This window comes from Synechococcus sp. RedBA-s (genome assembly GCF_024345495.1).
Lineage (GTDB): Bacteria > Cyanobacteriota > Cyanobacteriia > PCC-6307 > Cyanobiaceae > Regnicoccus_A.
This window is the reverse complement of sequence record NZ_JAGQBF010000010.1, coordinates 1-23,896: the sequence shown is the minus strand read 5'-3', so window position 1 is coordinate 23,896 and position 23,896 is coordinate 1. Positions and strand designations below refer to the sequence as shown.

Annotated in this window: 25 protein-coding genes; 11 read left to right on the top strand and 14 right to left on the bottom strand. The window is 63.2% G+C overall.

Annotated elements, in window-relative coordinates; genetic code table 11:
- Positions 1 to 17 precede the first annotated feature (17 nt).
- The 4 genes from KBY67_RS05690 to KBY67_RS05675 all read right to left on the bottom strand — a co-directional run bounded on the left by KBY67_RS05690 (position 18) and on the right by KBY67_RS05675 (position 1,158).
- A complete protein-coding gene (locus tag KBY67_RS05690) occupies positions 18 to 266 on the bottom strand; it encodes a type II toxin-antitoxin system HicA family toxin (protein ID WP_255109653.1) in 249 nt (82 codons plus the stop codon).
- On the bottom strand, positions 263 to 469 hold the full coding sequence (locus KBY67_RS05685) for a 2-oxoisovalerate dehydrogenase E1 subunit beta (RefSeq protein WP_255109651.1): 207 nt from the start codon (positions 467 to 469) through the stop codon (positions 263 to 265). Before KBY67_RS05685 ends, KBY67_RS05690 begins: the two co-directional genes overlap by 4 nt.
- 208 nt (positions 470 to 677) lie before the next feature.
- Entirely contained in the window at positions 678 to 908 is a 231-nt protein-coding gene (brnA, locus tag KBY67_RS05680) for a type II toxin-antitoxin system BrnA family antitoxin (RefSeq protein ID WP_255109649.1), read from the bottom strand.
- Positions 895 to 1,158, bottom strand: a complete 264-nt coding sequence (locus tag KBY67_RS05675; RefSeq protein WP_255109647.1) for a BrnT family toxin — start codon at positions 1,156 to 1,158, stop codon at positions 895 to 897. Before KBY67_RS05675 ends, brnA begins: the two co-directional genes overlap by 14 nt.
- A gap of 259 nt (positions 1,159 to 1,417) precedes the next feature.
- On the opposite strand from KBY67_RS05675, the gene KBY67_RS05670 reads away from it, so the two are divergent.
- Genes KBY67_RS05670 through KBY67_RS14750 form a run of 3 tightly spaced genes read left to right on the top strand, consistent with a single transcriptional unit; the run spans position 1,418 to position 3,323 of the window.
- Entirely contained in the window at positions 1,418 to 2,047 is a 630-nt protein-coding gene (locus KBY67_RS05670; RefSeq protein WP_255109645.1) for an HNH endonuclease, read from the top strand.
- Positions 1,996 to 2,331 (top strand): HIT family protein, encoded by a 336-nt coding sequence (locus KBY67_RS05665; RefSeq protein WP_255109641.1) that lies wholly within the window; start codon positions 1,996 to 1,998, stop codon positions 2,329 to 2,331. Before KBY67_RS05670 ends, KBY67_RS05665 begins: the two co-directional genes overlap by 52 nt.
- A 50-nt stretch (positions 2,332 to 2,381) precedes the next feature.
- Positions 2,382 to 3,323, top strand: a complete 942-nt coding sequence (locus tag KBY67_RS14750) for an HNH endonuclease (protein WP_255109639.1) — start codon at positions 2,382 to 2,384, stop codon at positions 3,321 to 3,323.
- An 11-nt stretch (positions 3,324 to 3,334) separates the two neighbouring features.
- Here KBY67_RS14750 and KBY67_RS05655 read toward each other — a convergent pair whose 3' ends face one another.
- The 9 genes from KBY67_RS05655 to KBY67_RS05615 all read right to left on the bottom strand — a co-directional run bounded on the left by KBY67_RS05655 (position 3,335) and on the right by KBY67_RS05615 (position 13,892).
- Positions 3,335 to 3,472: a hypothetical protein gene (locus KBY67_RS05655; RefSeq protein WP_255109636.1), complete on the bottom strand. Its 138-nt coding sequence runs from the start codon at positions 3,470 to 3,472 to the stop codon at positions 3,335 to 3,337.
- A gap of 28 nt (positions 3,473 to 3,500) precedes the next feature.
- On the bottom strand, positions 3,501 to 3,770 hold the full coding sequence (locus KBY67_RS05650; protein WP_255109634.1) for a BrnT family toxin: 270 nt from the start codon (positions 3,768 to 3,770) through the stop codon (positions 3,501 to 3,503).
- On the bottom strand, positions 3,757 to 4,128 hold the full coding sequence (locus tag KBY67_RS05645; RefSeq protein WP_255109631.1) for a hypothetical protein: 372 nt from the start codon (positions 4,126 to 4,128) through the stop codon (positions 3,757 to 3,759). The genes KBY67_RS05650 and KBY67_RS05645 overlap by 14 nt, the downstream gene beginning before the upstream one ends.
- A gap of 55 nt (positions 4,129 to 4,183) precedes the next feature.
- Positions 4,184 to 7,300, bottom strand: a complete 3,117-nt coding sequence (locus KBY67_RS05640; RefSeq protein WP_255109629.1) for a type I restriction endonuclease subunit R — start codon at positions 7,298 to 7,300, stop codon at positions 4,184 to 4,186.
- Between the two features lie 2 nt (positions 7,301 to 7,302).
- Positions 7,303 to 9,666, bottom strand: a complete 2,364-nt coding sequence (locus tag KBY67_RS05635) for an AAA family ATPase (protein ID WP_255109627.1) — start codon at positions 9,664 to 9,666, stop codon at positions 7,303 to 7,305.
- A gap of 249 nt (positions 9,667 to 9,915) precedes the next feature.
- The gene (locus KBY67_RS05630; RefSeq protein WP_255109625.1) at positions 9,916 to 11,169 is read right to left on the bottom strand and encodes a restriction endonuclease subunit S; all 1,254 of its coding nucleotides are present in this window, start codon (positions 11,167 to 11,169) and stop codon (positions 9,916 to 9,918) included.
- Positions 11,162 to 12,970: a class I SAM-dependent DNA methyltransferase gene (locus KBY67_RS05625; protein WP_255109624.1), complete on the bottom strand. Its 1,809-nt coding sequence runs from the start codon at positions 12,968 to 12,970 to the stop codon at positions 11,162 to 11,164. Before KBY67_RS05625 ends, KBY67_RS05630 begins: the two co-directional genes overlap by 8 nt.
- Positions 12,971 to 13,056: 86 nt before the next feature.
- The gene (locus KBY67_RS05620; protein WP_255109621.1) at positions 13,057 to 13,437 is read right to left on the bottom strand and encodes a hypothetical protein; all 381 of its coding nucleotides are present in this window, start codon (positions 13,435 to 13,437) and stop codon (positions 13,057 to 13,059) included.
- Positions 13,434 to 13,892, bottom strand: a complete 459-nt coding sequence (locus KBY67_RS05615; protein WP_255109619.1) for a hypothetical protein — start codon at positions 13,890 to 13,892, stop codon at positions 13,434 to 13,436. Before KBY67_RS05615 ends, KBY67_RS05620 begins: the two co-directional genes overlap by 4 nt.
- A gap of 69 nt (positions 13,893 to 13,961) precedes the next feature.
- On the opposite strand from KBY67_RS05615, the gene KBY67_RS05610 reads away from it, so the two are divergent.
- The 5 genes from KBY67_RS05610 (at position 13,962) to KBY67_RS05590 (ending at position 17,505) form a co-directional block, all read left to right on the top strand.
- Positions 13,962 to 16,259 (top strand): DUF3427 domain-containing protein, encoded by a 2,298-nt coding sequence (locus KBY67_RS05610; protein WP_255109616.1) that lies wholly within the window; start codon positions 13,962 to 13,964, stop codon positions 16,257 to 16,259.
- Positions 16,260 to 16,268: 9 nt separating this feature from the next.
- A complete protein-coding gene (locus KBY67_RS14900; protein WP_399213990.1) occupies positions 16,269 to 16,589 on the top strand; it encodes a DUF433 domain-containing protein in 321 nt (106 codons plus the stop codon).
- Positions 16,537 to 16,713 (top strand): type II toxin-antitoxin system HicA family toxin, encoded by a 177-nt coding sequence (locus KBY67_RS05600; protein ID WP_315855553.1) that lies wholly within the window; start codon positions 16,537 to 16,539, stop codon positions 16,711 to 16,713. Before KBY67_RS14900 ends, KBY67_RS05600 begins: the two co-directional genes overlap by 53 nt.
- A 307-nt stretch (positions 16,714 to 17,020) precedes the next feature.
- Positions 17,021 to 17,167, top strand: a complete 147-nt coding sequence (locus KBY67_RS05595; RefSeq protein ID WP_255109611.1) for a hypothetical protein — start codon at positions 17,021 to 17,023, stop codon at positions 17,165 to 17,167.
- On the top strand, positions 17,167 to 17,505 hold the full coding sequence (locus KBY67_RS05590) for a type II toxin-antitoxin system VapC family toxin (RefSeq protein WP_255109608.1): 339 nt from the start codon (positions 17,167 to 17,169) through the stop codon (positions 17,503 to 17,505). The genes KBY67_RS05595 and KBY67_RS05590 overlap by 1 nt, the downstream gene beginning before the upstream one ends.
- 7 nt (positions 17,506 to 17,512) lie before the next feature.
- Here KBY67_RS05590 and KBY67_RS05585 read toward each other — a convergent pair whose 3' ends face one another.
- The gene (locus KBY67_RS05585) at positions 17,513 to 19,135 is read right to left on the bottom strand and encodes a YdiU family protein (RefSeq protein WP_255109786.1); all 1,623 of its coding nucleotides are present in this window, start codon (positions 19,133 to 19,135) and stop codon (positions 17,513 to 17,515) included.
- A gap of 77 nt (positions 19,136 to 19,212) precedes the next feature.
- On the opposite strand from KBY67_RS05585, the gene KBY67_RS05580 reads away from it, so the two are divergent.
- The 3 genes from KBY67_RS05580 (at position 19,213) to KBY67_RS05570 (ending at position 23,886) form a co-directional block, all read left to right on the top strand.
- Complete coding sequence (locus KBY67_RS05580) at positions 19,213 to 19,614, top strand: hypothetical protein (protein WP_255109606.1); 402 nt, start codon at positions 19,213 to 19,215, stop codon at positions 19,612 to 19,614.
- 101 nt (positions 19,615 to 19,715) lie between these two features.
- Complete coding sequence (locus KBY67_RS05575; RefSeq protein WP_255109604.1) at positions 19,716 to 21,332, top strand: B12-binding domain-containing radical SAM protein; 1,617 nt, start codon at positions 19,716 to 19,718, stop codon at positions 21,330 to 21,332.
- Positions 21,333 to 21,561: 229 nt separating this feature from the next.
- On the top strand, positions 21,562 to 23,886 hold the full coding sequence (locus KBY67_RS05570; protein ID WP_255109603.1) for a carotenoid oxygenase family protein: 2,325 nt from the start codon (positions 21,562 to 21,564) through the stop codon (positions 23,884 to 23,886).
- Positions 23,887 to 23,896 lie beyond the last annotated feature (10 nt).

Sequence of the window (23,896 nt, the reverse complement as noted above, 5' to 3'; positions counted from 1 at the left end):
GCATTCGGACCCGGCCCTCAAAAATCAAGGCTGGCGATCACCTCTTCAATCGAGCAGCCCAACTGGCTGGCCACGTCCTTGAGGATCTGCCGCAACAAGGTGCTGGTCCTCAGGGGCTTGTGGGCAGGAATGGTGAGGTGCTGCTGCTGGCCGTCAGAGCTTCGGCTCAGCCGCATGTGACTGCCTGTTTGACGGGTCAGAACGTAGCCATGGCGCCGCAGGCGTTCGGCCAGGAACTGGCCGTTGACGTCCCGCGGAATCCTCACAGGGCCAGCAGTTCCTGCCTTACGTGATGGAGGCGGATCAGGGGTGGCGCCTGGCCGGGATCGAAGTGGCAGATGACGGCGTCGCGAATCTCCCTGTGGAGGTCCTCAAGCGTGTCGGCCTCGGTGTGGATCGCCGCGGCAGCTGCGCTGGCCCGGAAGGAACCATCCTCCGCCTCCTCGACCACGAAAAGGATTTCCTGCATAGCGCCCTCCAGTGGCACCAGTCTGACAGTGGTGGGTGGGCTGCAGCCGCAGCACCCCCACGCCAGAAGGGATCACAGCAGGGGCAGTGGCCAGACGGGCCGCCCAAACCCAAACCTGGCCCGGTCGCCCGGCAGCCGCCACCGACACCCTATGGCCGCCAACCCCTCAGCGGCCTCATCCTTCTGGATAGAAGTCACAGCACTGCGCTTAAGCAGACGTCCGCTGCTCCAGCCGCTCCGCCAGCCACACCTTGATGATCGACTGACGGGTGACACCGAGACGGCTGGCCTCACGATCGAGCTGGTCGATCATCCACACGGGGATGTCGACATTGACGCGTTTCTGCTCCAGTCGAATGCGGCGGGCACCGCCAAGGTCAAGGGCCTCGATCACGGACTCGCCGTCATCGAAACGTTGATCGAAATCAGAACTGTTCATAGAGCTCCACCTCTTCGGGTCTGGACCGCCGAACGGAAATCAATCGGATGCACCGGTCGCGATAGGTGATCACGGCCGACCAGTGCTTGAGGCCGATCCTGCCGATCACTAGAAATCTTGGCTCTCCGGTGGTGCGGGCCGGAACCTCCAGGAGCTCCGAATCGTTCCAGAGCTGCTGGGCAGCAAGGAAGTCAATGCCGTGCTTGGCAAGGTTGGAATCACTCTTGACCGGATCGAACGCGAACTCCATAGGGCGCTTATTCTATACCTTTTCGGCGCTCTGGGGCATCTCCGAATCAGAAAGCCCCCGTCCTCGGGACAGGTTGTTGGATCCCGGTTCTCTCCCGTCTGCCTGCCGTCCACCCTCACAACGACGGGCCCTTTTCCACGCCACGGACGAGAGCACGGGTCGGAGACTGGGGCGGCACAGCCACACCTGGAACCAGGTTGGCTGCAGCCCCTGTGCTGCCTTCCTTCGCCTGCGGCAGACCATCGCCGAGCGCATGCGCATGAGGCCCATCGACCAACCCCTCATGCTCATGGAGCTGCTGGGGCGCCGCAGCCCCGCCCCGGCGCAGGACGTGGCCCGGCGGATCCTGGGAAGCGCATGGTGGGCCGGGTTCACCTTCAACGGCACCACCACCTATGGCGATGGCCACGACAGCCTGATCGACGGCAACGAGTTGAGCGATGGCGAGCGCGACGCGCTGCTGGAGCTCTGCCGCCAGCGCCTCGATGCCTTCCGCGAGCAGCGCGGCGAAGAGGTGTTTGCCCACCGCAGCCGCCACCGCACCCCGATCAGCGGCTCGGTGAAGTACCGGGTGCTCACCCGCGCCCGGGGCCGCTGCGAGTGCTGCGGCGCCCACGAGCACCAACGGGCCCTGGAGGTGGACCACATCGTGCCCAGGAACCATGGCGGTTCTGACGCCATCAGCAACCTGCAGGCCCTCTGCTTCCGCTGCAACGCCGGCAAGCGCGACGGCTGTTTGCCTACGCAAGAGGGCGCACCGACTTCCGCGGCGTGCAGGCCAGCTACGGCCACCGCGAAGCGGGCTGTGTGTTCTGCGCGCTGGAGGGCAGCGGCCGGGTGCTGCTGGAGAACGAGCTGGCGCTCTGCATCGCCGACGCCTTTCTCGTGAGCGAGGGGCACAGCCTGGTGATCCCGCGTCGTCATGGGGCCAACGGGCTGGAGCTGCACCAGCCGGAGTGGAACGCCGTGGTGGAGCTGCTGAAGCTGCGGCGGGATCAGCTGCGTGCCAAGGACGCCACGATCAGCGGCTGGAATGTGGGGCTGAACTCAGGGGAGGCTGCGGGGCAGACGGTGTTTCATGCGCACTGGCATCTGATCCCCCGGCGAGCGGGGGACTGCGAGCAGCCTCGGGGTGGGGTGCGAGGGGTGATCCCGTCGAGACAGGCCTACTGAAGACAGCCAGCCTTACCTCGGCTACAAAGACACAAGTACTGGCCGGATCCGTGCACGCCTACTGGTGGGTGAACCACAAGCAGACCTACCGGCAGGAAACGGACGGTGGCTACATCTGGTCTCCCAAGACCAGCAAGGGGGAGCGTCGCAATCCGACCTACGACAACCTCAGCCGCTGCCAGCGTGGGGATGTGGTGTTCAGCTATGCGAACAAGTGCATCAGCCAGATCGGACTGGTGGAAACGGCGGCGGTCACGGCGCAGAAGCCACCTGAGTTTGGCTCCACAGGGGAGAACTGGAGCCAGGAGGGTTGGCTGGTGCGGGTGAACTGGCAGCCGCTGCGCCAGGCCCTGGTGCCGCAGACGTTCTTTGAGCTGCTGCAGCCCCTGCTGCCGGAACGCCACAGCCCGATCAGCACCAGCACAGGCCGGGGCAACCAGGGGGTGTACCTGGCAGGGCTCAGCGAAACCCTGGGGTTGTTGCTGCTGAAGCTGATCGAAGACCATGCCGATGCAGCGGTGCGGGTGCACCTGGTGGTGCTGGCGGAAGAGGGCGCCTACACCGCGGCCCTGCTCGATGACATGCAGCGGCTGCGGGAGGTACCCAGCAGCACCGAGCGCGATGCGCTCACCAAGGCGCGGCTGGGGCAGGGGTTGTTTCGCCATCGGGTGACGGAGCTTGAGCCGGCCTGCCGGGTCACGGGCTTGGCGCGGCAGGAGTTCCTGGTGGCCAGCCACATCAAACCCTGGCGATCCTGCGACAACAGCGAGCGGCTGAGCGGATCGAATGGCCTGCTGCTCTCCCCCCATGTGGACAAGCTGTTTGATCGCCATTGGATCAGCTTCGATACCGGTGGGCAGCTGATCTGGCAGCACGAGGCGGCAGGGGAGGCCTTGCGCTGCTGGGGCATCGAAGGAGCGAATCTGATCCGGCCGTTCAGCCGCGAGCAGGAGGCGTTCTTGAGTGCCCACCGAGAAGCCCTGAGGCCCTGAGGCCTATGGGGTCAAGTTGCTTGGGTTGGTTTGGCCACAAAAGGCTGATCCGGCTGGCCAGGGCGCTTGATCACGGCGTGAGTGAGATCTTCCTCAGTGATTTCGGGGATCTCTTCATATTCCTCAGGTTGGATGATATGGGCATCCACGCGCTGAAGATCAGAGTGGATCTCGCCTTCAGTAGAGGTCGGGGAAAAAACGACGTTGTTCTCGCTCATTGGCCTTTCGCATGGAGATGATGTGCCTGATGCCGTTGCGCTCCGTGTAGACCACGATCACTGCGCGGCCCCGAAGCCATCCAATGCAGATGATTCTGACTTCATCATAGTCTCGCCTTCGATCGGAGACCTCGATCGTTGGGCCGGCGAAGACGCTCTCAGCATCGAGAAAATCCAGGCCCCGCTGCTCCAGCGTCCACTGGCGCTTGGCCGGGTCAAAGCGGATCACCGGGCAGGAAGCGCTGAATGAACACCGCCAACGGCATGGGCCCGCAGCGGGGATGCCAGCTGGCGCCTCCAGGGATCCGCCGCCAGCACTGCACCTGTAGGAGGGGTTCGGGGCCTGGGACGAGCTGCACCCGGTAGCGGTACTCGGCATCGGCCGCCTGATCGGGGCACTGGATTGGCTCCGCCCTGGGCTGGGAGCTCAGGAAGGCAGCGAGGAAGGTGGCGGATTCAGGGTTCTCACGCAGGGCCTCCGCAAAGCGCCAGGCGGCGCCGGTGGGGTAGCCGACGTGATGGAGGTAGAAATGAAGCGATGGAGCCCCGGGGAAACCGGTGAAGGAGTAGACGGCGCGGGTGGCCAAGGAGCTGGAGCGGCTGCTCCTGCCAGTGCCACCGGCGTATCAGCGCCGTGTCTGCTCAGACCCACGCCGCGCAGAGCAACTCCGCTTGGGCCAGCACGGTTTTCACCGCCTCTTCCTGCAGATCGGGGGGGTAGCCGTATTTGTTGAGGATGCGTTTGACCATCACTCGGATCCGGGCGCGGGCGCCTTCACGCAGGGTCCAGTCAATGGTCACGCTCTTCTTCACCTGGGTGATCAGTTCGGCGGCGATCAGCTTGAGCTTGGCGTCGCCCATCGCTTGCAGGGCACTGTCGTTGGTGGCGAGAGCGTCGTAGAAGGCAACTTCGTCGTCGGTGAGGCCGAGGGATTCTCCGCGCTTGGTGGCGGCATCGAGTTCCTTGGCGAGGGCGATCAGCTCTTCGATCACCTCGGCCGTGGTGATGGCGCGGTTGTGGTAGGAGTTGAGGGCTTTCTTGAGCTTCTCGGAGAACACCTGGCTCTGCACGAGGTTGCGTTTGGAGCGTACCTTCAGTTCGTTTTTGAGCAGTTTCTCGAGCAACTCGGCAGCCACGTTCTTGTGTTTGAGGCCGCGTACCTCAGCGAGGAACTGGTCGCTGAGGATCGAGATGTCGGGCTTGGGCAGGCCGGCGGCCGTGAACACATCGATCACCTGGCCTTCAGTAGTGATGGCCTTGCTCACCAGCTGGCGGATGGCGGCATCGATCTGCTCGGGTGTTTTGCCGGTGCTGCTGGTTTGCTTGGAGAGGGCGGCCTGCAGGGCCTGGAAGAAACTCACGTCGTCGCGGATCTCGGTGGCCTCGTCGCTGGCGGCGCAGAGGGCGAAGGCGCGGGAGAGTTCGGCCACCACCTGCAGCCAGCGTTGCTTGCCGTTCTCCTGCTGAAGGATGTACTCCTGTCCAGCAGGAAGGAGCTGCAGACGCTCAGTGGGGGTGCCGCTGGTCCACTTCGACCAGTCAAAACCGTGCATCAGATCACAGGCGATGCCGTGTTTTTCGAGCATCACGGCGATGGCCTGGGCCACTAAGTCGGTGGGGTCGCCCCGGCCACCACTTTCGGTGTAAGTGGCCATCGCCCGCTTGAGCTGATCGGCGAGGCCGAGATAATCCACCACCAGGCCGCCGGGCTTGTCGCGGAACACCCGGTTGACGCGGGCGATGGCCTGCATCAGGCCGTGGCCCTGCATCGGCTTGTCGGCGTACATCGTGTGCAGGCAGGGCGCATCGAAGCCGGTGAGCCACATGTCACGCACGATCACGATCTTGAACGGGTCGTTGGCGTCCTTGAAGCGGTTGGCCAGCTGGCGGCGCGCCTCCTTGCTGCGGATGTGCGGCTGCCAGTCGGGACCGTCGTCGGCACTTCCGGTCATCACCACCTTGAGGGTGTCGGCTGCCCATTCGGGCCGCAGCTGGATCAGGGCGTTGTAGAGATCGACGCAGATGCGGCGGCTCATGCAGACGACCATCGCCTTGCCGTCCATCGCCTCCAGGCGCTTCTCGACATGCGCCACCAGATCGGCGGCCACCAGGGCGAGGCGTTTGGGATCGCCCACCAAGGCTTCGAGGGCGGCCCATTTGGTTTTCAGCCTTTCCTTCTGCGTGAACTCCTCGCCTTCGGTGATCTCCTCGAATTCCGCGTCGAGCCTGGGCAGCGCGGCGGCGCTCAGGGAGAGTTTGGAGATGCGGCTCTCGTAGTAGATCGGCACGGTGGCCTTGTCGGCCACGGCGCGCTGGATGTCGTAGATGGAGATGTACTCGCCGAACACGGCGCGGGTGTTGGCGTCGGTCTGCTCGATCGGCGTGCCGGTGAAGCCGATGAAGGAGGCATTGGGGAGGGCATCGCGCAGGTTGCTGGCGAAGCCGTAGGAGAGTTCACCGGTCTTCTCATTCACCTTGCCGCCGAAGCCGTACTGGCTGCGGTGCGCTTCATCGGCGATCACCACGATGTTTTGGCGGGCGCTCAGCTCGGGCATCGCTTCGCCCTTTTCCGGCATGAACTTCTGGATGGTGGTGAACACCACGCCGCCGCTGGCGCGATTGAGCAGATCGCGCAACTGCTCCCGTCCGCTGGCCTGAAGGGGGGTCTGCCCGAGGATGTCGGCGCAGCGTTGGAACTGGCCGAACAGCTGGTCGTCGAGATCGTTGCGGTCGGTGAGCACCACCAGAGTGGGGTTCTGCATCGCCGGATGGCGCGCGATGCGGGCGGCATAGAAGAGCATCGAGAAGCTCTTGCCACTGCCCTGGGTGTGCCACACCACGCCGGCGCGGCGGTCGCCCGGCTGACCGCCCTGGGACCTGACGGCGGGGCCCATGCCGCTGGCGCGCACGGTTTCCTGCACCGCCGCATTCACGGCGTGGAACTGGTGGTAGCCGGCGATGATCTTGTGCAGGGCGCCTGAATCGGGGTCTTCCTCGAAGACGATGAAGTGCTGCAGCAGATCAAGGAACCGCTGCGGCTCGAACACGCCACGGATCAGCGTCTCCAGCTCCGGGGCCGTGGCCGGTGCGTCGGCCTCGCCATCGATGCTGCGCCACAGCTTGAACCACTCCTGGTTGGCGGTGATCGAGCCGATACGAGCCTGCAGCCCATCGCTTACCACCAGGGCGGCGTTGTACTGGAGGAGCGAGGGAATCTCGGCTTTGTAGGTCTGCAGCTGGGCGTAGGCGCTCCAGATCGTGGCGCCTCCAGCGGCGGCGTCCTTGAGCTCGATCAGGCCCAGGGGCAGCCCGTTGAGGAACACCACCAGGTCGGGCCGGCGGTTGTGCTGGCCGTCGCTCACGGAGAACTGGTTCACAACCAGCCAGTCGTTGGCGGCAACGGCGGCGAAGTCGACCAGCCGCACATGGTCGCCAGCGATGCTGCCATCGGGCCGGGGGTATTCCACCGGCACGCCCTCACGCAGCAGGCGGTGGAAGGCGCGGTTGATCTGCACCAGCGACGGCGTGGCCAGCCGCAACAGTTTGCGCAGGGCCTCTTCCCGGGCTTCGTCGGGAATGGCCGGATTGAGCTGGCGGATGGCCTGGCGCAGGCGGCCCACCAGCACTACATCGCTGAACGACTCTCGCTCCGCCGCCGGTTCCCCGGGGGCCAGCTGGGGGCCGGGGAGCACCGCGTAGCCCAGCTCCTGGAACCAGCCGAGGGCCGCCTCCTCGACCATGGCTTCGTTGAGGGTCATAATTACCGGCCTTTGATTATTTTGCGTGTCTCACACCTTTTAGTCAGATCGCGCACGCCTCGAACAAAGTCCTTTGCCTGATCAATAGTCACTTCAAGCCGACCAGGGTTGTCGTGACTGAGGAAGTTGACCAAGTCTCCCTGACCAAATACACGGCCAACATCGGTCCTAATCGCCGTGTCCTCAGTCGGAGCCAACTTGATTAACGAGTCACGAATCGCGTCTTGAATTCCAGAGTTCACGAAATCACCCGCCGTGTATTTCCCGTCAATCTTAAACTTCACCTTCAATTCGAGCTTTGCGGCCGTTCGCTTCAGAAAGTCTTCAAGGATGAGCCGGAATGGACCACCTAACTCGCGATAGTCTGCTTCAGTCAGATGGGCGTCGACAAACTCCCACGAATCATTGACCTCAGACAGCGAGGGTCCTGAATCTACGCTCCAGCCCGCAACTCTGACGAAAGCCCACTGTCCTTGAATGCCCCACGCCCGCGCCGAAGAATTCAGCAAGTCGTGCCAATGCTCATCATGCGTGGTGAGCACGATTTGGTAATCCGCAAAATCTTGGAAGAGTAGCTCACCGACACGACGGCGGTGCTCCCGGTCAATGCTGGTCAGAACGTCATCGAGCACGAGAAGTGAGCCTGGAGGATTGAAGATCCGAACTGACGCAAGGAAGAGACAGAGACCAAGAGAGTCCAGGTGGCCCTCACTAAGAAACGCCCGTGGGTCCTTGGAATCAGCCAATCCAAGAAATTGAATCGCCAGCCGCAAACCTCCAGCGGCGGCCCTCGACGTCGGCTTTAGCTCAATCGCAGTGCACTCGGAGCGCTCAATGACGTGATCGAAGTCATGGAGGCGCTGGTAGTAATCGAGGACGGTTTCGGCAATCGCATCGAAAACCTTCTGGATTGCGCTTTCGCGCGCCTTGAAAAAGGCATTCCTTGCCACGGTAGCCCTCCGTGCCAACTCATTCGCACCGCCGATTGCCCCCTCGGCAGAGGCGATTTCAGCGTGTGCAGCAATTCCCCTTTCAACCAATGCGATAGCAGCCTCAAGTTTTGACGACTCGGGCGGAACCAGTGCTTCCCTTTGCGCCTTTAGGACCGACGCGCATGCACTGCGTGCAGCTGCCAAAGAGGAGAGGCGCTGCGGTGCCGTGATGTCCGAGCTAGGGGCACTAGCTTCCGCCCGTTTTACGGAACGTAGCCAACAAAGAGTTGAAGCCCGTGCAGCACGCAACGTTTTTATGGTCGCCGGCTCAAGCAGCGCTGAATGCTCAAGGTCTTTCGCAATCTGAGCCGCGACAATATTCCCATACCGTTGTACGCGACTGACAGCTGCTTTGCGGTTGGACATGGCCTCTCTCAGTTCTCGCAATGCGTCACCGCGCTGTTTAAGGCGAACGAGAACGTCTGCGAGGGGCTGCTCAAAGTCCTTCTCACAAACTGGGCAGTTCGCTTCCGTTGGATGCTTGCATAGATAGTCAACCGCCTCAGCGATAATGAGGCTTCGCGGTGCATCATCTGATGACGTGCCCAAGGTAGCCAGTTTTTGGCACAGCGAGTTAGCTGTTGCGATTTCGATTCCAATGTCTGGGGGGAGCGGGTTCTCCAAGCTGACGAGTGCTCTGGTCAGGGCGTCAATCTTCTCCTTGTTGGCTTCCGGGCGCATCGCCTTTAGAAGTGCCAGTCGGTTTTCCGCATCTGACCATTGAGTCATCTTCTCCAAGCCGAGCGCCGCGACAGTGGCTGAAACACGAGCAAGAATCTGAGCGAGATTCTGAGGATCGAACTTGGCGACAGGATCTCGGAACACCGCAAGTTTCATCAGATACATGCTGCGTGCCCGCTGCGCGGCATCTTTGGCCAGGCTTTCTGCTTCGACAAATGTCCGTTGCAACGTGTCGACATGCGAAACACCTAACAGTTGAATGAACTTCCGGTATCGGTTCGCATCTTGGTCAGAGATGAAATCTAGAATCTTCGAGCGTCGGAGAATGAAGGCATCAACTCCAGGATGCTTCTCGAGGTAGTCCTTCACTGCTGGACGGTCGGTAGTTGAGAGTGTTTCAGAGTCGAGGCTCCTGCTAATGGAGCCGTTCGATGGACTGAGAGACAGTGTGACCTTGGGAACTCCAAGCTTCTTTACGTGCTGAATCGCATCGGCGTGGTCGATACTGCCAGTCCCCGACCCAACAAACCGGCCTACCTGCCCGGAAAACAGAAACTCGATACCGTCGACAACCGCGCTCTTGCCTTTCCCGTTCGAGCCAAGCAGAACAAGGCTCTTCCCCTTGAGCCTAATATCGCTGTCAGGCAGACCGCGAAAATGCTCAAACCGAATAGACCGAATCATCTCACTCATTGGACATCTCCGGTTGAGTAGGGTCTTCCAAGGCCAGTGACTCAAGGACCTCAACCGAAGCTGGGGCGCTGGAGTCAAGCAACGCCACCAGGGAGTCACAAACGACTTTCGGAAGTGTCCCCACCGCCGAAAGATTGGCGGAGAACTCTGTTTTCAAGTCAGCCTCCAGCTCTGCGCGCAAGTCCTTTGGCCCTGAACTTGTTTCGCCCTCAGGTGCAGATAGTTGTTCGACTTCTTCTGGCATGTGGGTCAATATGTTTCGGTGACGCTCAACTCCCCACTCAGCAGCTTCGGAAGCAGCGTGTCGCGCAGGGTGGAGAGGGTGCGAGATTGCTCATCGTTCGCGACTATCTTTCCGGCGAGGCTGCCGGCCCGCTCTTGGTAGGCGTTGAGCAATGGCACGGGTGGCATCACGACCGGCGTGTGGCCGAAGTTCTTTAACGGCATGTAGGGGTTTGCAGACCCACCGATGAATTGGCTGAAGTCAATCGTGCAGAGTGTGCGCCACACGAATTCGAGCGAACCACTGGGATGTGGCTTGACGATGAAAGCATTGTTGGTAACCCAGCAGGGTTTCCAGCTACGGTGCAGAGAACCGCAACTCCCGATCTTCCCAAGCCCGATACATGGTTCAATCACGTTGGCTCGCGTGCTGAATCCGACCGGCCCATTCGCACCAAAGGCGATGATGTTTCCGGTCTCAACTCGGTCTTCCTTTCGGAAGGTCGCACCATCCTTGATGTCGAAAGCTTCCGAGAGAGGTCGAACTTCCCAACCCTTTGGAATGTGGCCGACTGGCGAGTCTTGGAAGGAGCTGGGGAAGAGGTCAGCTGTGGTTTTGTCGAGGCCGACAGGCTGGCGGGCGTCGAGTTTGGCGCGCACAGGATCGAAATCCACGAACCAGCTATGGAACAGAGCCCGCGCCATCGCCTCCAGCGTCGCGTTCATCCGCCGGTTCAACTCGATCTTGTCGTCCAGGGCCCCAAGCACCACCGCGATGGCTTTTTGCTCGGTAAGGGGTGGGAGCGGGACTTCAAGGCTTTCGATTTGTGAACCGCTGATGTTTGCCTGATTGGCGCTGCCAGTGGCAACGGACACGAGTTTCCAAAGGGTCTCGTCCTGTGCGAGAACGTAGAAGAGATAACGCTGATCGAGTTTGTCCGGCGCTTTGTTCACGAAGCGTCCGACCCGTTGGTTGATTAGGTATCTGTCGCTCGGTCCTGTAAAGCGGGCGACTCGGCCAACCACCGAGTTTGGCGCCTGTGGTCCAGACCCCGTCATCGAGATGAGAAGGTCTCCAGTCTTGCAGAAGTAGCGTGCTGTGTCCTTCGCCACCGACTGGTCAACGTAGGCGGGCTCAGTCGTGTCCACTTCACGCAGTCGGACGTTTTTGATTTTCAGGACGGGCACGCCTGTTTCGGTGAAGTCGCCGCTTTTGAAAGCGAACCCGCCTTGAACCGATGCAACTGCACCCAAACGGCAAACTGGATAGACGTCAGTCATAACCCAGCCCCCTCAGGTTTGCTTTGATGGCCTGCTCCAGTTTCGCGGACTCGGCGAACTGGGCCTGCAGCTCTGCCACCAGCCGCGGCATCTTCTCCTCGAACGGCTCGCCGTCGTCTTCCACCTCCTCCGCGCCCACGTACCGCCCCGGAGTGAGTACGTGGCCATGGGCAGCAATCTCGGCGGTTGTGGCGGATTTGCAGAACCCCGGCACATCTTTGTAGCTGCCCGCGCCGTTGACTCCCCGCCAGCGTTGATAGGTGCCGCTGATCTTCGCCAGGTCGGACTCCAGCAGTTCCCGGTGCACCCGATCGACCAGGGTGCCGAGCTTGCGGGCATCGATGAACAACGTGTGCCCACGCCGATCGAGGAAGCCCCGTTGGCCGTCGGCAGTCTTGCTCTTCGCCAGGAACCAGAGGCACACCGGGATCTGCGTGCTGTAGAAGAGCTGGCCGGGCAGGGCCACCATGCAGTCCACCAGATCCGCCTCGATCAGGGCGCGGCGGATTTCGCCTTCGCCGCTCTGGTTGGAGCTCATGCTGCCGTTGGCGAGCACGAAGCCGGCCATGCCCTGCGGCGCCAGGTGGTGGAGGAAGTGCTGCACCCAGGCGAAGTTGGCATTGCCCCTGGGCGGCACGCCGTACTGCCAGCGCACGTCGTCGTCCTTGCGGAACCAGTCGGAGTCGTTGAAGGGCGGGTTGGCGAGCACGTAGTCGGCCCGCAGATCCGGATGCAGGTCGCGGCGGAAGCTGTCGGCGTGCTCGGGGCCGAAGTCGGCCTCGATGCCGCGGATGGCGAGGTTCATCACCGCCAGGCGGCGGGTGGTGGCATTGCTCTCCTGGCCGTAGATGGCAATGTCACCCAGCTTGCCGCCGTGGTTTTCCACGAACTTCTCGCTCTGCACGAACATGCCACCGGAGCCGCAGCAGGGGTCATAGATGCGGCCCTTGTAGGGCTCCAGCATCTCCACCAGGCAGCGCACCACACAGCTCGGCGTGTAGAACTGGCCGCCGTTCTTGCCCTCGGCTGAGGCAAAACGGGTGAGGAAATATTCGTACACCCGGCCCAGCAGATCCACCGAGCGATGGGTCTGCTCGCCCTCGCTGGCGGCGGTGAGTTCGATCGTGGCGATCACATCGATCAGCTCCCCCAGGCGCTGCTTGTCGAGGCCGGGACGCGCATAGTCCTTCGGCAGCACGCCCTTGAGGCGTGGGTTGTCGCGCTCGATCGCCACCATGGCGTCGTCCACCAGCTTGCCGATCGTTGGCTGCTTGGCATTGGCCTGCAGGTGGCTCCAGCGGGCCTCGGCCGGCACCCAGAACACGTTCTCGGCCTTGTATTCGTCGGGGTCTTCCGGGTTGGCGCCTTCATAGTCGCCAACGCCTGCCACCAGCTTGACGCGGTGCTCTTCGAAGCTGTCCGAGATGTACTTGAGGAAGATCAGGCCGAGCACCACGTGCTTGTACTCGGCCGCGTCCATGTTGTTGCGCAGCTTGTCGGCCGTGAGCCAGAGCTTGGCCTCGAAGCCGAGGCTGGCGGTGCTGTTGCCGGCGGCTTTGCCCCTCCGGGGGGCTTTGGCTGGTGCGACCTGCTGCTCCTCCGGGTCGGCGCCTACCAGCGAGACCGAATCGCTGCGGCCCCTACCCCGCGTCACGATCCCCTTGGCCACTAGTTCCGCCTTCACCTCCTCGTAGAGGGGCTCATCCCAGCCAAGAGCTTCCCGCAGGACTGGGTTTTTGACGGGGCTGCCGACCTCTTCCAGGGCTTCGAGGAAGTCGTTGAGCTGGTCCTGATCGAGCATCGAGGGATCAGGTCAGGCGTCGCTGGAGGGAGTCTGCCTGGGGTGGGGCAGTTTTGGGGGTATTCAGGCACGTGCGGGGCGATCGCCTAACCCTCCCCCAGCAACTGACGCACCAGCGCAATCAACTCCTGCTTAGTGAAACTCTCCAATGGCGGCGGCGGTGGGGTCACTCCATGGCGTTCCAGCAGTTGGGCCAGAGCGGCTTTTTGCAACTTGGAGTACCCCTTGATGCCATGCGCTTTGCATAGCCGCTTGAGGCTGGCCGCGGGCTGCTGCAGGAAACTCCCCTTGCCCAGCAGTGCTTTCGGGCCTTGGGTTCCCGCAGGCTGGGGATCCTGGAGGTCCTGGAGCGCCGCACCGGAGCGCTGCAGATGGTTCGCCACCCGGCGGTACACCCGGGCATCGGTGCCCACCAGTTCCCGGTTGGTCTGCTCCAGCAAATCAGCGATCGATGGACCCGCGCTCATGGCTTTCCGCCGAGCTGGCTCGCGGGAGTGCTCGCCTCGGCCGCTTCAGCCGCCAGCGCAACGGCCTTGGCCTTCACCTGGCGCCAGCGCGTGGCCTGCTGAACCAACCGGCGGAACATCTCCACCAGCCAGAAGCCGCTTTGGCGCTCGCTCTCATCGATCAGGCCCACCATCGCATCGCCGGTTTCCTCCAGTTCGCGGATCACGGTGCCGAGCTTGGCGTTGAGGGCATGGAGCCGAGCCTTGGCCCGGGCCTCATCGGCCAGATCCATCTCCAGCTCCACCAGCTCCCGCTGCAGCTCGGTGATCACCACCCCCCGCCGGTCGCTTTGGGCCTTGAGCACGCCCCGGGAGCGGTTGGCCGACACCAGGGCCGCCCGGCAGTCCTGATAGGTGCCCTCCAAAGCCCCTGGATCTGGCGTGATCGGGAATTCCCTGGCCGAGCGGAGCGGCATCGGGATTCGAATGGCTGACTCCAGGATTGCCGATGGTGGGCGGTTATGGCTGGGTCGGCTGGGGGAAGGGTGATCGGGACTTCCGTAGCAAGGCCTCTGGCTTCTGCAGCCAAATCAAGACAGCCCTTTCAACAGCAGTTCCGCCCCCACCCCTACCAGCAGGAGATCCTCGACAAGCTGTTGGCCGAGCGCAGCCTCCATGGCCGCTGGCGCAACTTGGTGGTGGCCGCCAACGGCACGGGCAAAACCGTGGTCGCCGTCCTCGATTACGCCCGCCAGGGCGGTCCGGGTCACCCGAGCCTGCTGTTCGTGGCCCACCGGCGCGAGATCCTGCAGCAGAGCCTCGCCACCTTCCGCCAGGTGCTGAGGGATGGCTCCTTTGGCGAGCTGCTGGTGGATGGCCAGCGCCCCAGCCAGTGGCGCCATGTGTTCGCCTCCGTGCAGTCGCTCGCTGGGCTGGATCCGGCGGACCTGGCGCCGGACACGTTCGACGTGGTGATCGTCGATGAGTTCCACCACGCCGCCTCCGCCAGCTACGAGCGCTGGCTGCGCCACCTGGCGCCCGTCCTGCTGCTGGGCCTCACCGCCACCCCCGAACGCACCGGCGGCGAGGACATCCTCCATTGGTTCGATGGCCGCATTTCCGCCGAGCTGCGCCTCTGGAGCGCCTTGGAGCAGGGTCTGTTGTGCCCGTTCCACTACTTCGGCCTCCACGACGGCACCGACCTGTCGCAGATCGAGTGGCGCCGTAACGGCTACGCCAGCGAAGCCCTCTCCAACCTCTACACCGCCGACGACGCCCGCCTGCGCCTGATTCTGCGCGAACTGGCAGACAAGGTCACCAACCTGGCGGCGATGCGGGCCCTGGGCTTCTGCGTGAGCGTGGAGCACGCCCATTGGATGGCCCGCAAGTTCGTGGCGGCCGGCCTGCGCGCCGCCGCCCTGGATGCGTCCAGCCCCCGGGAGCAGCGCGCCGAGCAGATCAGCCGCCTGCGCTCCGGCGAGCTGCAGATCCTGTTCGCGGTGGATCTGTTCAACGAAGGCCTCGACATCCCCGAGATCGACACGGTGCGGTTCCTGCGGCCCACTGAGAGCGCGATCGTGTTCCTGCAGCAGCTCGGCCGTGGTCTGCGCCTCTGCCGGGGCAAGAGCTGCCTCACGGTGCTCGATTTCATCGGCCAGGCCCACCGGAGCTTCCGCTTTGATCTGCGCTACCGCTCGCTGCTCGGCGGCACGCGCGACCAGCTGGAACAGCAGATCAAGGAGGGGTTTCCCTTCCTGCCGGGCGGCTGCAGCCTGCAGCTCGATCGGATGTCGAGCGAGCGGGTGCTGGCCAACCTTCGCGAGTCGCTGCCTACGCGGCGGCCCCAGCTGCTCGCCGAAGCCCGCCGCCTCCGGCGCTGTTCGCTGGTCGGGTTGCTGGAGGGGCTTGGGATGGAGGTGGGGGAGTTCTACAAGGTGGCGGGCTCCTGGGCGTTGCTGCAGCGGGAGCTGGGGTGGTTGGCGCCGGGGGCGGCCTCAGGGGAGCTTTCGGGCCAGCCCATCACCGAGCCCACAGACGATGAGAAGCGCCTGGGGCGGGGAATCGCCGGCGGCCTGCTCCACCTTGATGACCCCGGTCGGCTGCGCGTCTACGCCGAGGTGCTGCAACGGCCTGCGCCCCCCGATCCCGCCGGCTTCGATCCCGCCACCGAGCGCCTCTGGCGCATGCTGATGGCCCAGCTCTGGGGCAGCGGCCAGCACCACCTGCCCCTGGCCGAGGCCCTCCTCCGGCTCTGGGCCGCCGCCGACCTCCGCGCCGAGCTGGTGGAGCTGTTCGAGCTGCTGCTGGAGCGCACCGACCACCTGGTGGCGCCGCTCGTCTGGCCGTTCCTGGGCACCGATGCGTCAGCCCCGCCCGTGCCCCTGCGCTTGCACGGCCGCTACTCCCGCGCCGAAGTGTTCGCGGCCTTTGGCTTGTTGAACGATTCCCGCCCCTTCCCCGGCCGCGAGGGTGTGGTCTTCGATGAGGCCACCCGTTGCGACGTGTTCTTCATCACCCTCAAGAAGAGTGAGCGGTTGTTCTCCCCCACCACCCGCTACAACGACTACGCCATCTCCCCCCGTGAATTTCACTGGGAGAGCCAGAGCCTCACCCGCCAATCCTCATCCACCGGGCAGCGTTACATCCACCACGCCGAGCGCGGCAGCCAGGTGATGCTGTTTGTTCGGGAGGAGAACAGGCGTGGCGGGGTGACGCTGCCGTTCCTGTGCCTGGGTTTTGCCGATTACGTGAGCCACCAGGGCGAGCGGCCGATGGCGATCCGCTGGCGGCTGCACAGAGCGATACCGGCGGCGTTCATTCCGGAGTTGGCGTTGGCGGTTTAGCGTTGATCCATGGACATCCAGGCAAGGATCACGATCAACCCGGCGGTCCGCTTCGGCAAGCCGTGCGTTCGTGGCACTCGCCTCACCGTGGGAGATGTGCTCGGTTCTCTGGCCAGCGGCATGAGTGAAGCGGAATTGCTGGAAGACTTCCCGCAGCTCAGCCACGACGACGTGCTGGCCTGCCTCGCCTACGCGGCAGATCGCGAACGTTGCCTAAGTTGCCTCGGCTGCCGGCATCAGCCGTCATTGCCGCATTGCAGCGCTCGGTTTCGAGATCGTGCGCCAGAAAGGCAGCCATGTGGTGCTGCGAAGACAGTCGGCCAACTCTGAGGGTGGCGACACCAGCGTCACCTGTGTGGTGCCCTTGCATCGGAGGGATCTGGTGGTGGGAACCCTTGGGAGTGCGCTTCGCCAGGCAGGCATCGACGTGGAAACGTTCATCGATGTCCTCTGACGCTTTTCATCGCGGAGCCTGAACCTGCGCGTACATGGCAGATACAGCCCCACCGTGATCGCCCTTCAGTTCATCACCCGCAGCTTGGCCCTCGGCCCCTCACTGTTCCACTGACAGAGCCAGAGGAACACGACTGATTGGTCTCAGAGTGGCGATTCGCTGAGGGCTGGAGCGGGAGATCCCGCCGCGTGGCTGCCTAGCTGTTCCTTGCCATCCCTGCAGATCCGCGACCTGCCCGAGCCGCTGCACCGGTTGCTGCAGCACCGCGCCCAGGCGAACAAGCGGCAGCATCAGCCAGCAGGAGCTGGTGGATCTCGAGGCCATCGCCGGCGATGATGCGCGCGAGCGTCGCCGCCTGGTGCTCAATCGCCTCGCGCGGCGCGGGCCCCTGGCCACTGCCCTGGCCGGGGATCAGACGCCGGAAGGGTTGATCCGCGCCGACCGCGAGCGATGATGGCTCTCGCCTGTGTGCTCGATGCCTCGGCGGCCGTGCGGCTGATCCTTGGGGATCCCGCCGCTGCTGGCGTGACGGAGCAAATCCGCGAGGCGGCGCTGGTGATGCTCCCGGAGCTGATGCTCAGCGAGGTGGCCAACACCCTCTGGAAACTTCACCGAGCCAGGAAGTTGGCTGATCTCAATCCTCACCAATTGCTGGCCGATGCCCGCGATCTGGTGGATCGGGTAGAACCCGATCGCCACCTGCAGTCCGAGGCGCTGGTCCGGCGGGAAGCCACCACCTTGATCAGCATGGATCGTCGCTTGCAGCAGCTGGCCGAGCGGGTGCTGCCCTGAGCGCCCTTCAGGACGAACAGCTGTAGTGGGACACCCCTCCAGCGTTGAAAAACTCCCTGGGCTTCAGACGGTCGTAGGTTGCCTCCAGCTCCGCAGGCAGCGCGGCATAGGGGTGGCTGAACACCTCCTGCAGTTCCCTGACCAGGCTGTAGTCACCCTGCGCCGCCTGTTCGTAAGCCGGGGCGATCAGCCATTCGCGCCAGGTGACCGCGGGATTCACGCGCTTCATCGCTGCCGATGTCGCGCTCAGGTCGCCGCTAATCGTCACCTGATGCCGCCAGCGTTGCAGCCATTGCGTCCATTGCCCATCGAGCTGCTCGGAGCTGGGCAGGTAGAAGCTCTCCTTCAGGGCAGAGAGTTGCTCAGGGATAGCTGACAGCCTGCGGAAGAAGATCGTGTAGTCGACCTTGGAGGCCACCATCAGCTCAAGTAGCTCGTTCACCAGCGCGGCGTCGTAGCTGATCAGGCCGAGCTTGCTGGCCCACATCGCCTCGATCTCCTGCTGCATCGCGCCTGCGAAGCCCTCGCGGATCTGATCCAGTCGTGCCAGGGCCTGCGTGTCTCCCTCGAGCAGCGGCCGCAGGGCGGACCAGAACATCTGGTAGTTGGCTTCAGCCGCCACCGGTTGGTTGAAGAAGGAGAAATGCTCACCGCCGCCGGTCCAGGGCTGAAACTGGGGATCGAACAGTTCGCAGAATCCGAAGGGGCCGTAGTCGAGGGTGTAGCCACCGGCCGCGCAGTTGTCGCTGTTGAAATTGCCCTGGCAGTAGCCAACGCGCATCCAGTGGGCCACCAGTGAAGTGAGCCGATCGCGAAACAATCCCGCCAGCTTCACCACCTGATCGCTGAACTCCAGACCCGGATCAATCTCCTCCCGGTAGTTCCGCTCGATCAGGTGCGCCACGATCATCCGCAGCTCGTTCAGCGCATCGGGATGAGCACCGCTGCGGGCGCGACGGGCAAACAGCTCAAGCTGGCCCACCCGCAGAAACGATGGAGCCACCCGTGTGGTGATTGCCGCAGGGTTGTCCACCAGGATGTCGGGATCGAACGAGCTGGAATTCGGGGAGTACCAGGGCCGGCGCACGGTTTCAGACCTGGACACAACCAGCGTCAAAGACCGTGAGGTGGGAACCCCCAGGGCGTGCATGAACTCCTGCGCCAGAAACTCGCGCACGCTGGAGCGCAGCACGGCGCGTCCATCGGCACCCCGGCAGTAGGGCGTCGGGCCGCCGCCTTTGAGTTGCATCTCCCAGCGCTTGCCGTTGAAGACGCCTTCGAACACGGAAATGGCCCGGCCATCGCCGTAGCCGTTGCCGGTGCCGAACGGGCACTGCTGGATGTATTCGCTGCCGTAGATCGAGAGGGCATAACCGGTCGCCCAGCCAACCGGTCGCATCGGCTCCTGGGCCACCGTGATGTCGCCTGAGAACAGACGGCGGAACTGGTCGTCATGGGCCAGCGCATCGCTCAGGCCCAGCTCATTGAAGAGGGTTCTGCTGTGCGCCACGACCTCCGGCTCTGGAATCGCTGTGGGTGTCACCGGCACGTAATGACCGGAGAACACCTGGCGGGGCCGGTGATCGTGGCCATCGCCGGTGGCCTGGGGATCCGCATGCAGTGAATCCATCAGCGAATAGTCGGCCCGTTGGGCAAACTCCGCGAACGTGGTTGTCGGCACTGGTGTCGTCACTGGTGTCGTCACTGTTGTCGGCACTGGTCTCTCGTGGTTTGGAGCTGCCTGGGCATGGCCCTGACGCTGGGGTCATCATCCTGGCGAGCCGGCCGCCTTCGCCGTACCTGACGAGCGCGGCGCCCACCCTCACCGACCTGCGGCTCATCACCCTGCGCAAGAGCGAAGCCCTCATCGACCCTCCCACCCGCTACCGCTGCCACCGCCACCGGCCAGCGCACCATCCACCACGCCGCCTGTGGCAGCACTTCCCCCCGCTCACCCATAAGGATGTAACGGCCTGTCTGTCCTTTGCCGCAGAGCAGAAAGCGCTGACATTCGGTTGCATCAAGCTGGTGCAATTGAGTGCTTTGCGATTCATTCAGAGGCTGGATTCCTCCTTCCGAAGCGCTCCCAATGAGCCCACGCTGGAGTGATCAATGCTGAAGCAAAACAAGAAATGAGGCCAGCCGTGCGATGATCCTCCTACGGGGCCATCCTCGGTCAACACCTGAAGACTGAAAAAGGGTACGAACTGATGAATATTCTACTCGTTTATCCTGAATTTCCCAAGACATTCTGGAGCTACGAAAAGATCCTTGAACTGGTGGGCCGGAAGGTGCTTCTACCGCCGCTGGGCCTGATCACAGTGGCCGCCATCCTGCCCCAGGAATGGACCTTCAAGCTGGCTGATGTCAACATCAGGCCAGTCAGCGAAGACGAGTGGAAGTGGGCTGATCTAGTGATCATGTCAGCGATGATCGTTCAGAAAGACGACATCATTCGCCAGATCAATCTGGCCCGTCATTACGGCAAGCCAGTGGCCGTCGGTGGTCCCTATCCCTCCTCCACCCCCGAGGAGCTCGTGGCCGCCGGGGCCGACTACCTGATCCTCGATGAAGGGGAGATCACCCTGCCGATGTTCGTGGAGGCCTGGGAGAGGGGCGAGACGGGAGGACGCTTCAGCTCCGATGGCGTCAAGCCGGATGTGACCTCCACACCCATCCCCCGCTACGACCTGCTCGAGCTCAAGGCCTACGACTCGATGAGCGTGCAGTTCTCGCGCGGCTGCCCGTTCCAGTGCGAATTCTGCGACATCATCGTGCTCTATGGCCGCAAGCCCCGCACCAAGACACCCGATCAACTGGTGGGCGAGCTCAACAGCCTCTACAGGCTCGGCTGGCGCGGCGGCGTGTTCATGGTGGATGACAACTTTATCGGCAACAAGCGCAACGTCAAGTTGATGCTCACCGCCCTGGAGCAATGGCAGAGGGAGCATGGCTATCCCTTCCGCTTCGATACCGAGGCCTCGCTCGATCTCGCTGATGATCAGGAGCTGATCGATCAGATGCTGGCCTGCAACTTTGCCGCCGTCTTCATGGGCATCGAAACCCCGGATGCCGACAGCCTGGCGGCCACCATGAAGTTCCAGAACATGCGCTCACCGCTGCTCGACTCGGTCGACAAGGTGACCCGCTCCGGCCTGAGGGTGATCGCCGGCTTCATCATCGGCTTCGATGGCGAGAAGATCGGGGCCGGCCAGCGCATCGTTGAATTCTCAGAAGCTGCGGGGATTCCCACCACCACCTTCGCCATGCTTCAGGCCCTGCCCCATACCGCCCTCTGGCACAGGCTCGAAAAAGAAGGCCGCCTGATCGACAAGGTGGGAAACATCAACCAGACCACCCTGATGAACTTTGTGCCCACCCGGCCAGTGGAAGACATCGCCCAGGAGTATGTGGAATCGTTTTGCAAGCTCTACGAACCGCACAACTACCTCAACCGCGTGCATCGCTACTTCCTCAAGCTCGGCCCCGCCAGGGTGAAGAGCGCCTTCAAACTTCCCGATCCAATGGTGATCCGGGCACTGTTGATCGTCTGCTGGCGTCAGGGAATCAAGCGCTCCACCCGTTGGGCCTTCTGGCATCACCTGATCGACATTCTCATCTCCAACCCCAGGGTGACCGAGCAGTACCTCGCCGTCTGTGCCCACAACGAGCACTTCATGGAATACCGGGAGATTGTGCGCCTCCAGATCGAGAATCAACTGGCCGCCTATCGCCAGAGCCAGGCCCTACAGCCTGCCGCGGCCCCAGCGGCGCAGGCCAGCTCAGGCAGCCAGAACGCCGAAGTGGCGCGACAGGAAGCCCTGTAGTCCGATTTGGGCCTCGGGCTCGAGCTCGGCGGCCCATTCAGCCTCGGCGAACAGCGGCACTCCACCATCCCTCACGATGCGGAGGACCGGAGCTGGTGCTGACAATCCTGCGGGCTGGGGGAGGTGGTGATAAGTCCGGCAACAGGATCGGCCTTCAGGTTCATGGCGAACCCAGCTCAGCGCTCCCCTGCTGAAGAGTCAGCTGGATAGCCTTTCAGGATGATGGTGCATGGATCCTGTTCGTCCGCCGCTGCCGGTGGCCTTCCCGGGTTCCGTGACCCTGCTCAGCAGAACCCCCATCCAGGACGAGCCCCTGACCGTCACCGAGGGTGATCTGCCCCCTGATCTGCACGGCCACGCCTTCTTCATCGGTCCCGGCGGTTCCCTCAACAACCGCATCCTGCCGGAGTCCGACCTGATCCAGCCCAACCAGGACGGCACCCCGCTGTTCAACGGTGATCCCCTGATCTATCGCATCGATTTCAGCGCGGAAACGGCGCGGCTCACCAGCCGTATTCCCCACACCCCCTGCTATTACACCGATCTGGCTTGCGAGACGGATCCCGCCTACGGTGACATGCGCTACCGCAACCACGGCATGGCGCGGCTGTCATTCCAGCTGGGATTTCGCAATGAGATCAACACCGCCCTGATCCCGGTGCGCTTCACCCCGGAGGAGGGCATCCGGATGCTGATCACCTGGGATGCGGGTCGGCCCTATGAGATCGATCCAGTCAGCCTGGAAATCAAAACGCCCATCGGTTTCAACCACGAATGGCAGGAACAGATTCCCCTGCCCCTTCCCTTCCCGATCGTCACCACCACGGCACACCCGGTCTTCGATCACACCCCCGATCCGGTCAGCCAGCGGGCCCAGCTGTACACCCTCAACTACGGCAAATCGATCGGCACCGCCATGCATCCGATCCTGAGTGGGGATGCGGGGGCACCCTTCACCCAGAGCGACGCCGAGGTGGAGCAGGAGGTGAGGGAACTGATCGCCACCATGAAGCGACTGCTCGGCTGGTTGAGCGGACCTCTCGGGCTGCTGCTGCTAGTGGACATCGACATCGTTCAGAAGCTGCTGGGCTGGCTGCTCAAGCTGGTGATGACGATGGCGGGCTGGTTCTGGCCGCGGATCGACAGGCTGGTGCCGCAGCGCAACAGCGGCGTGCAACGCCCCCATCTGCAGCGGGATGTGGTGGATGAACTGCTGCAGCTCACCAAAGAGAAGCTGCCGGAAGGCACCCGCACCACCCAGGATCACCTGCTCGAATGGAAGCGCTTGGTGACGGTCGCGGAGATGCTGCTGAACAGCGCCAGCGAAATGCAGGACTTCGTTCACATCCTGGCCTGGGATGGGTCTTCTGAACTGCACTGCTGGAACATGCTGGTGCGCGATGGTGAAGAGCTGGTGAAGCCGCGCATCTTCCAGAGCATGCACCAGATGGCCATTACCTCCAACCATCTGATCCTGATGGATACGGTGTTCAAACTGGGGGCCGAACAGCTGCTCACAGCCCCTACACCGGATTTTCCCAGCCTCGATGCCCTGATCCGACGCCTGCTGGATTTCAAACAATCCGATGAGGCCGTGATCTACCTCATCGACCGCGACCAGCTGACGCGGGAGCGGGATCAGGTGGTGGCCACCCGTCTGGTGATTCCATTCAGCACCGCACATTTCCTGGCTGATCACGAGGAGAACGACGGCCGTATCACCCTGCACATGGGTCACAACACAGGCTGGGATCCCGCCGAATGGACCCGCAGCTACGACGACTTTCCCTACAGTCCCCTCAAGCCCTCCACCGTGGGCATGGCCACCAGCGGCAGCGACATCAACCTGTTCGGCCGCTACGAGGTGGACTCCCTCAGCGGCAAGATTATGCGCTCCGAGCAGTTCGAGCACATCGATCTCACCTGGATGGTGGCCATCTACGCCTACGGAATACCCGACGGGGTCACCCCGATCCCCCGGCTCGGCTCCATCTTCTGGAACTGCTGGGGGGCCCGCGGTGAGCTGTTACCCCAGTACACGGAAGAGCTCTACGGAGGTCCCCGCTACACCAAGCGGACCCTGCCGCGGCAGGAGGTGGAGCGCATCGCCGCCGAAAGCCGGCCATGCACCCTCTGCCATCTCGACACGAAGAGCATGCGCGTCGATGATCACTACGTCTTTCCGCCGGGCTGTTTCGGCACCTCCGCCCAGTTCGTGCCACGCCGCGGCGGTGAGGGGGATCAGCGCAACGGCTATCTGATCTGCATCGTGAACGACAGCGACGACCCCAACCGCAGCGCGTTCTGGTTGTTCGATGCCGCCCGGCTGGCTGCAGGCCCGCTGTGCAAGCTGAGCCACCCCGGGCTCGCCATCGGGCTCACGATCCACTCCACCTGGATCCCCAGCCTGGAAGCGGGCGCCGAATCCACCTACAACGTACCTGTTCAGGACGACTACGGAGCCAGACTCCAGAAGATCGACGACGAGGCACAGCGCCACAAACTGGAGCAGCTGTTCCGAAGCCATGTCTATCCCCACTTCCCCAACCCCTGATGCCCCAGCC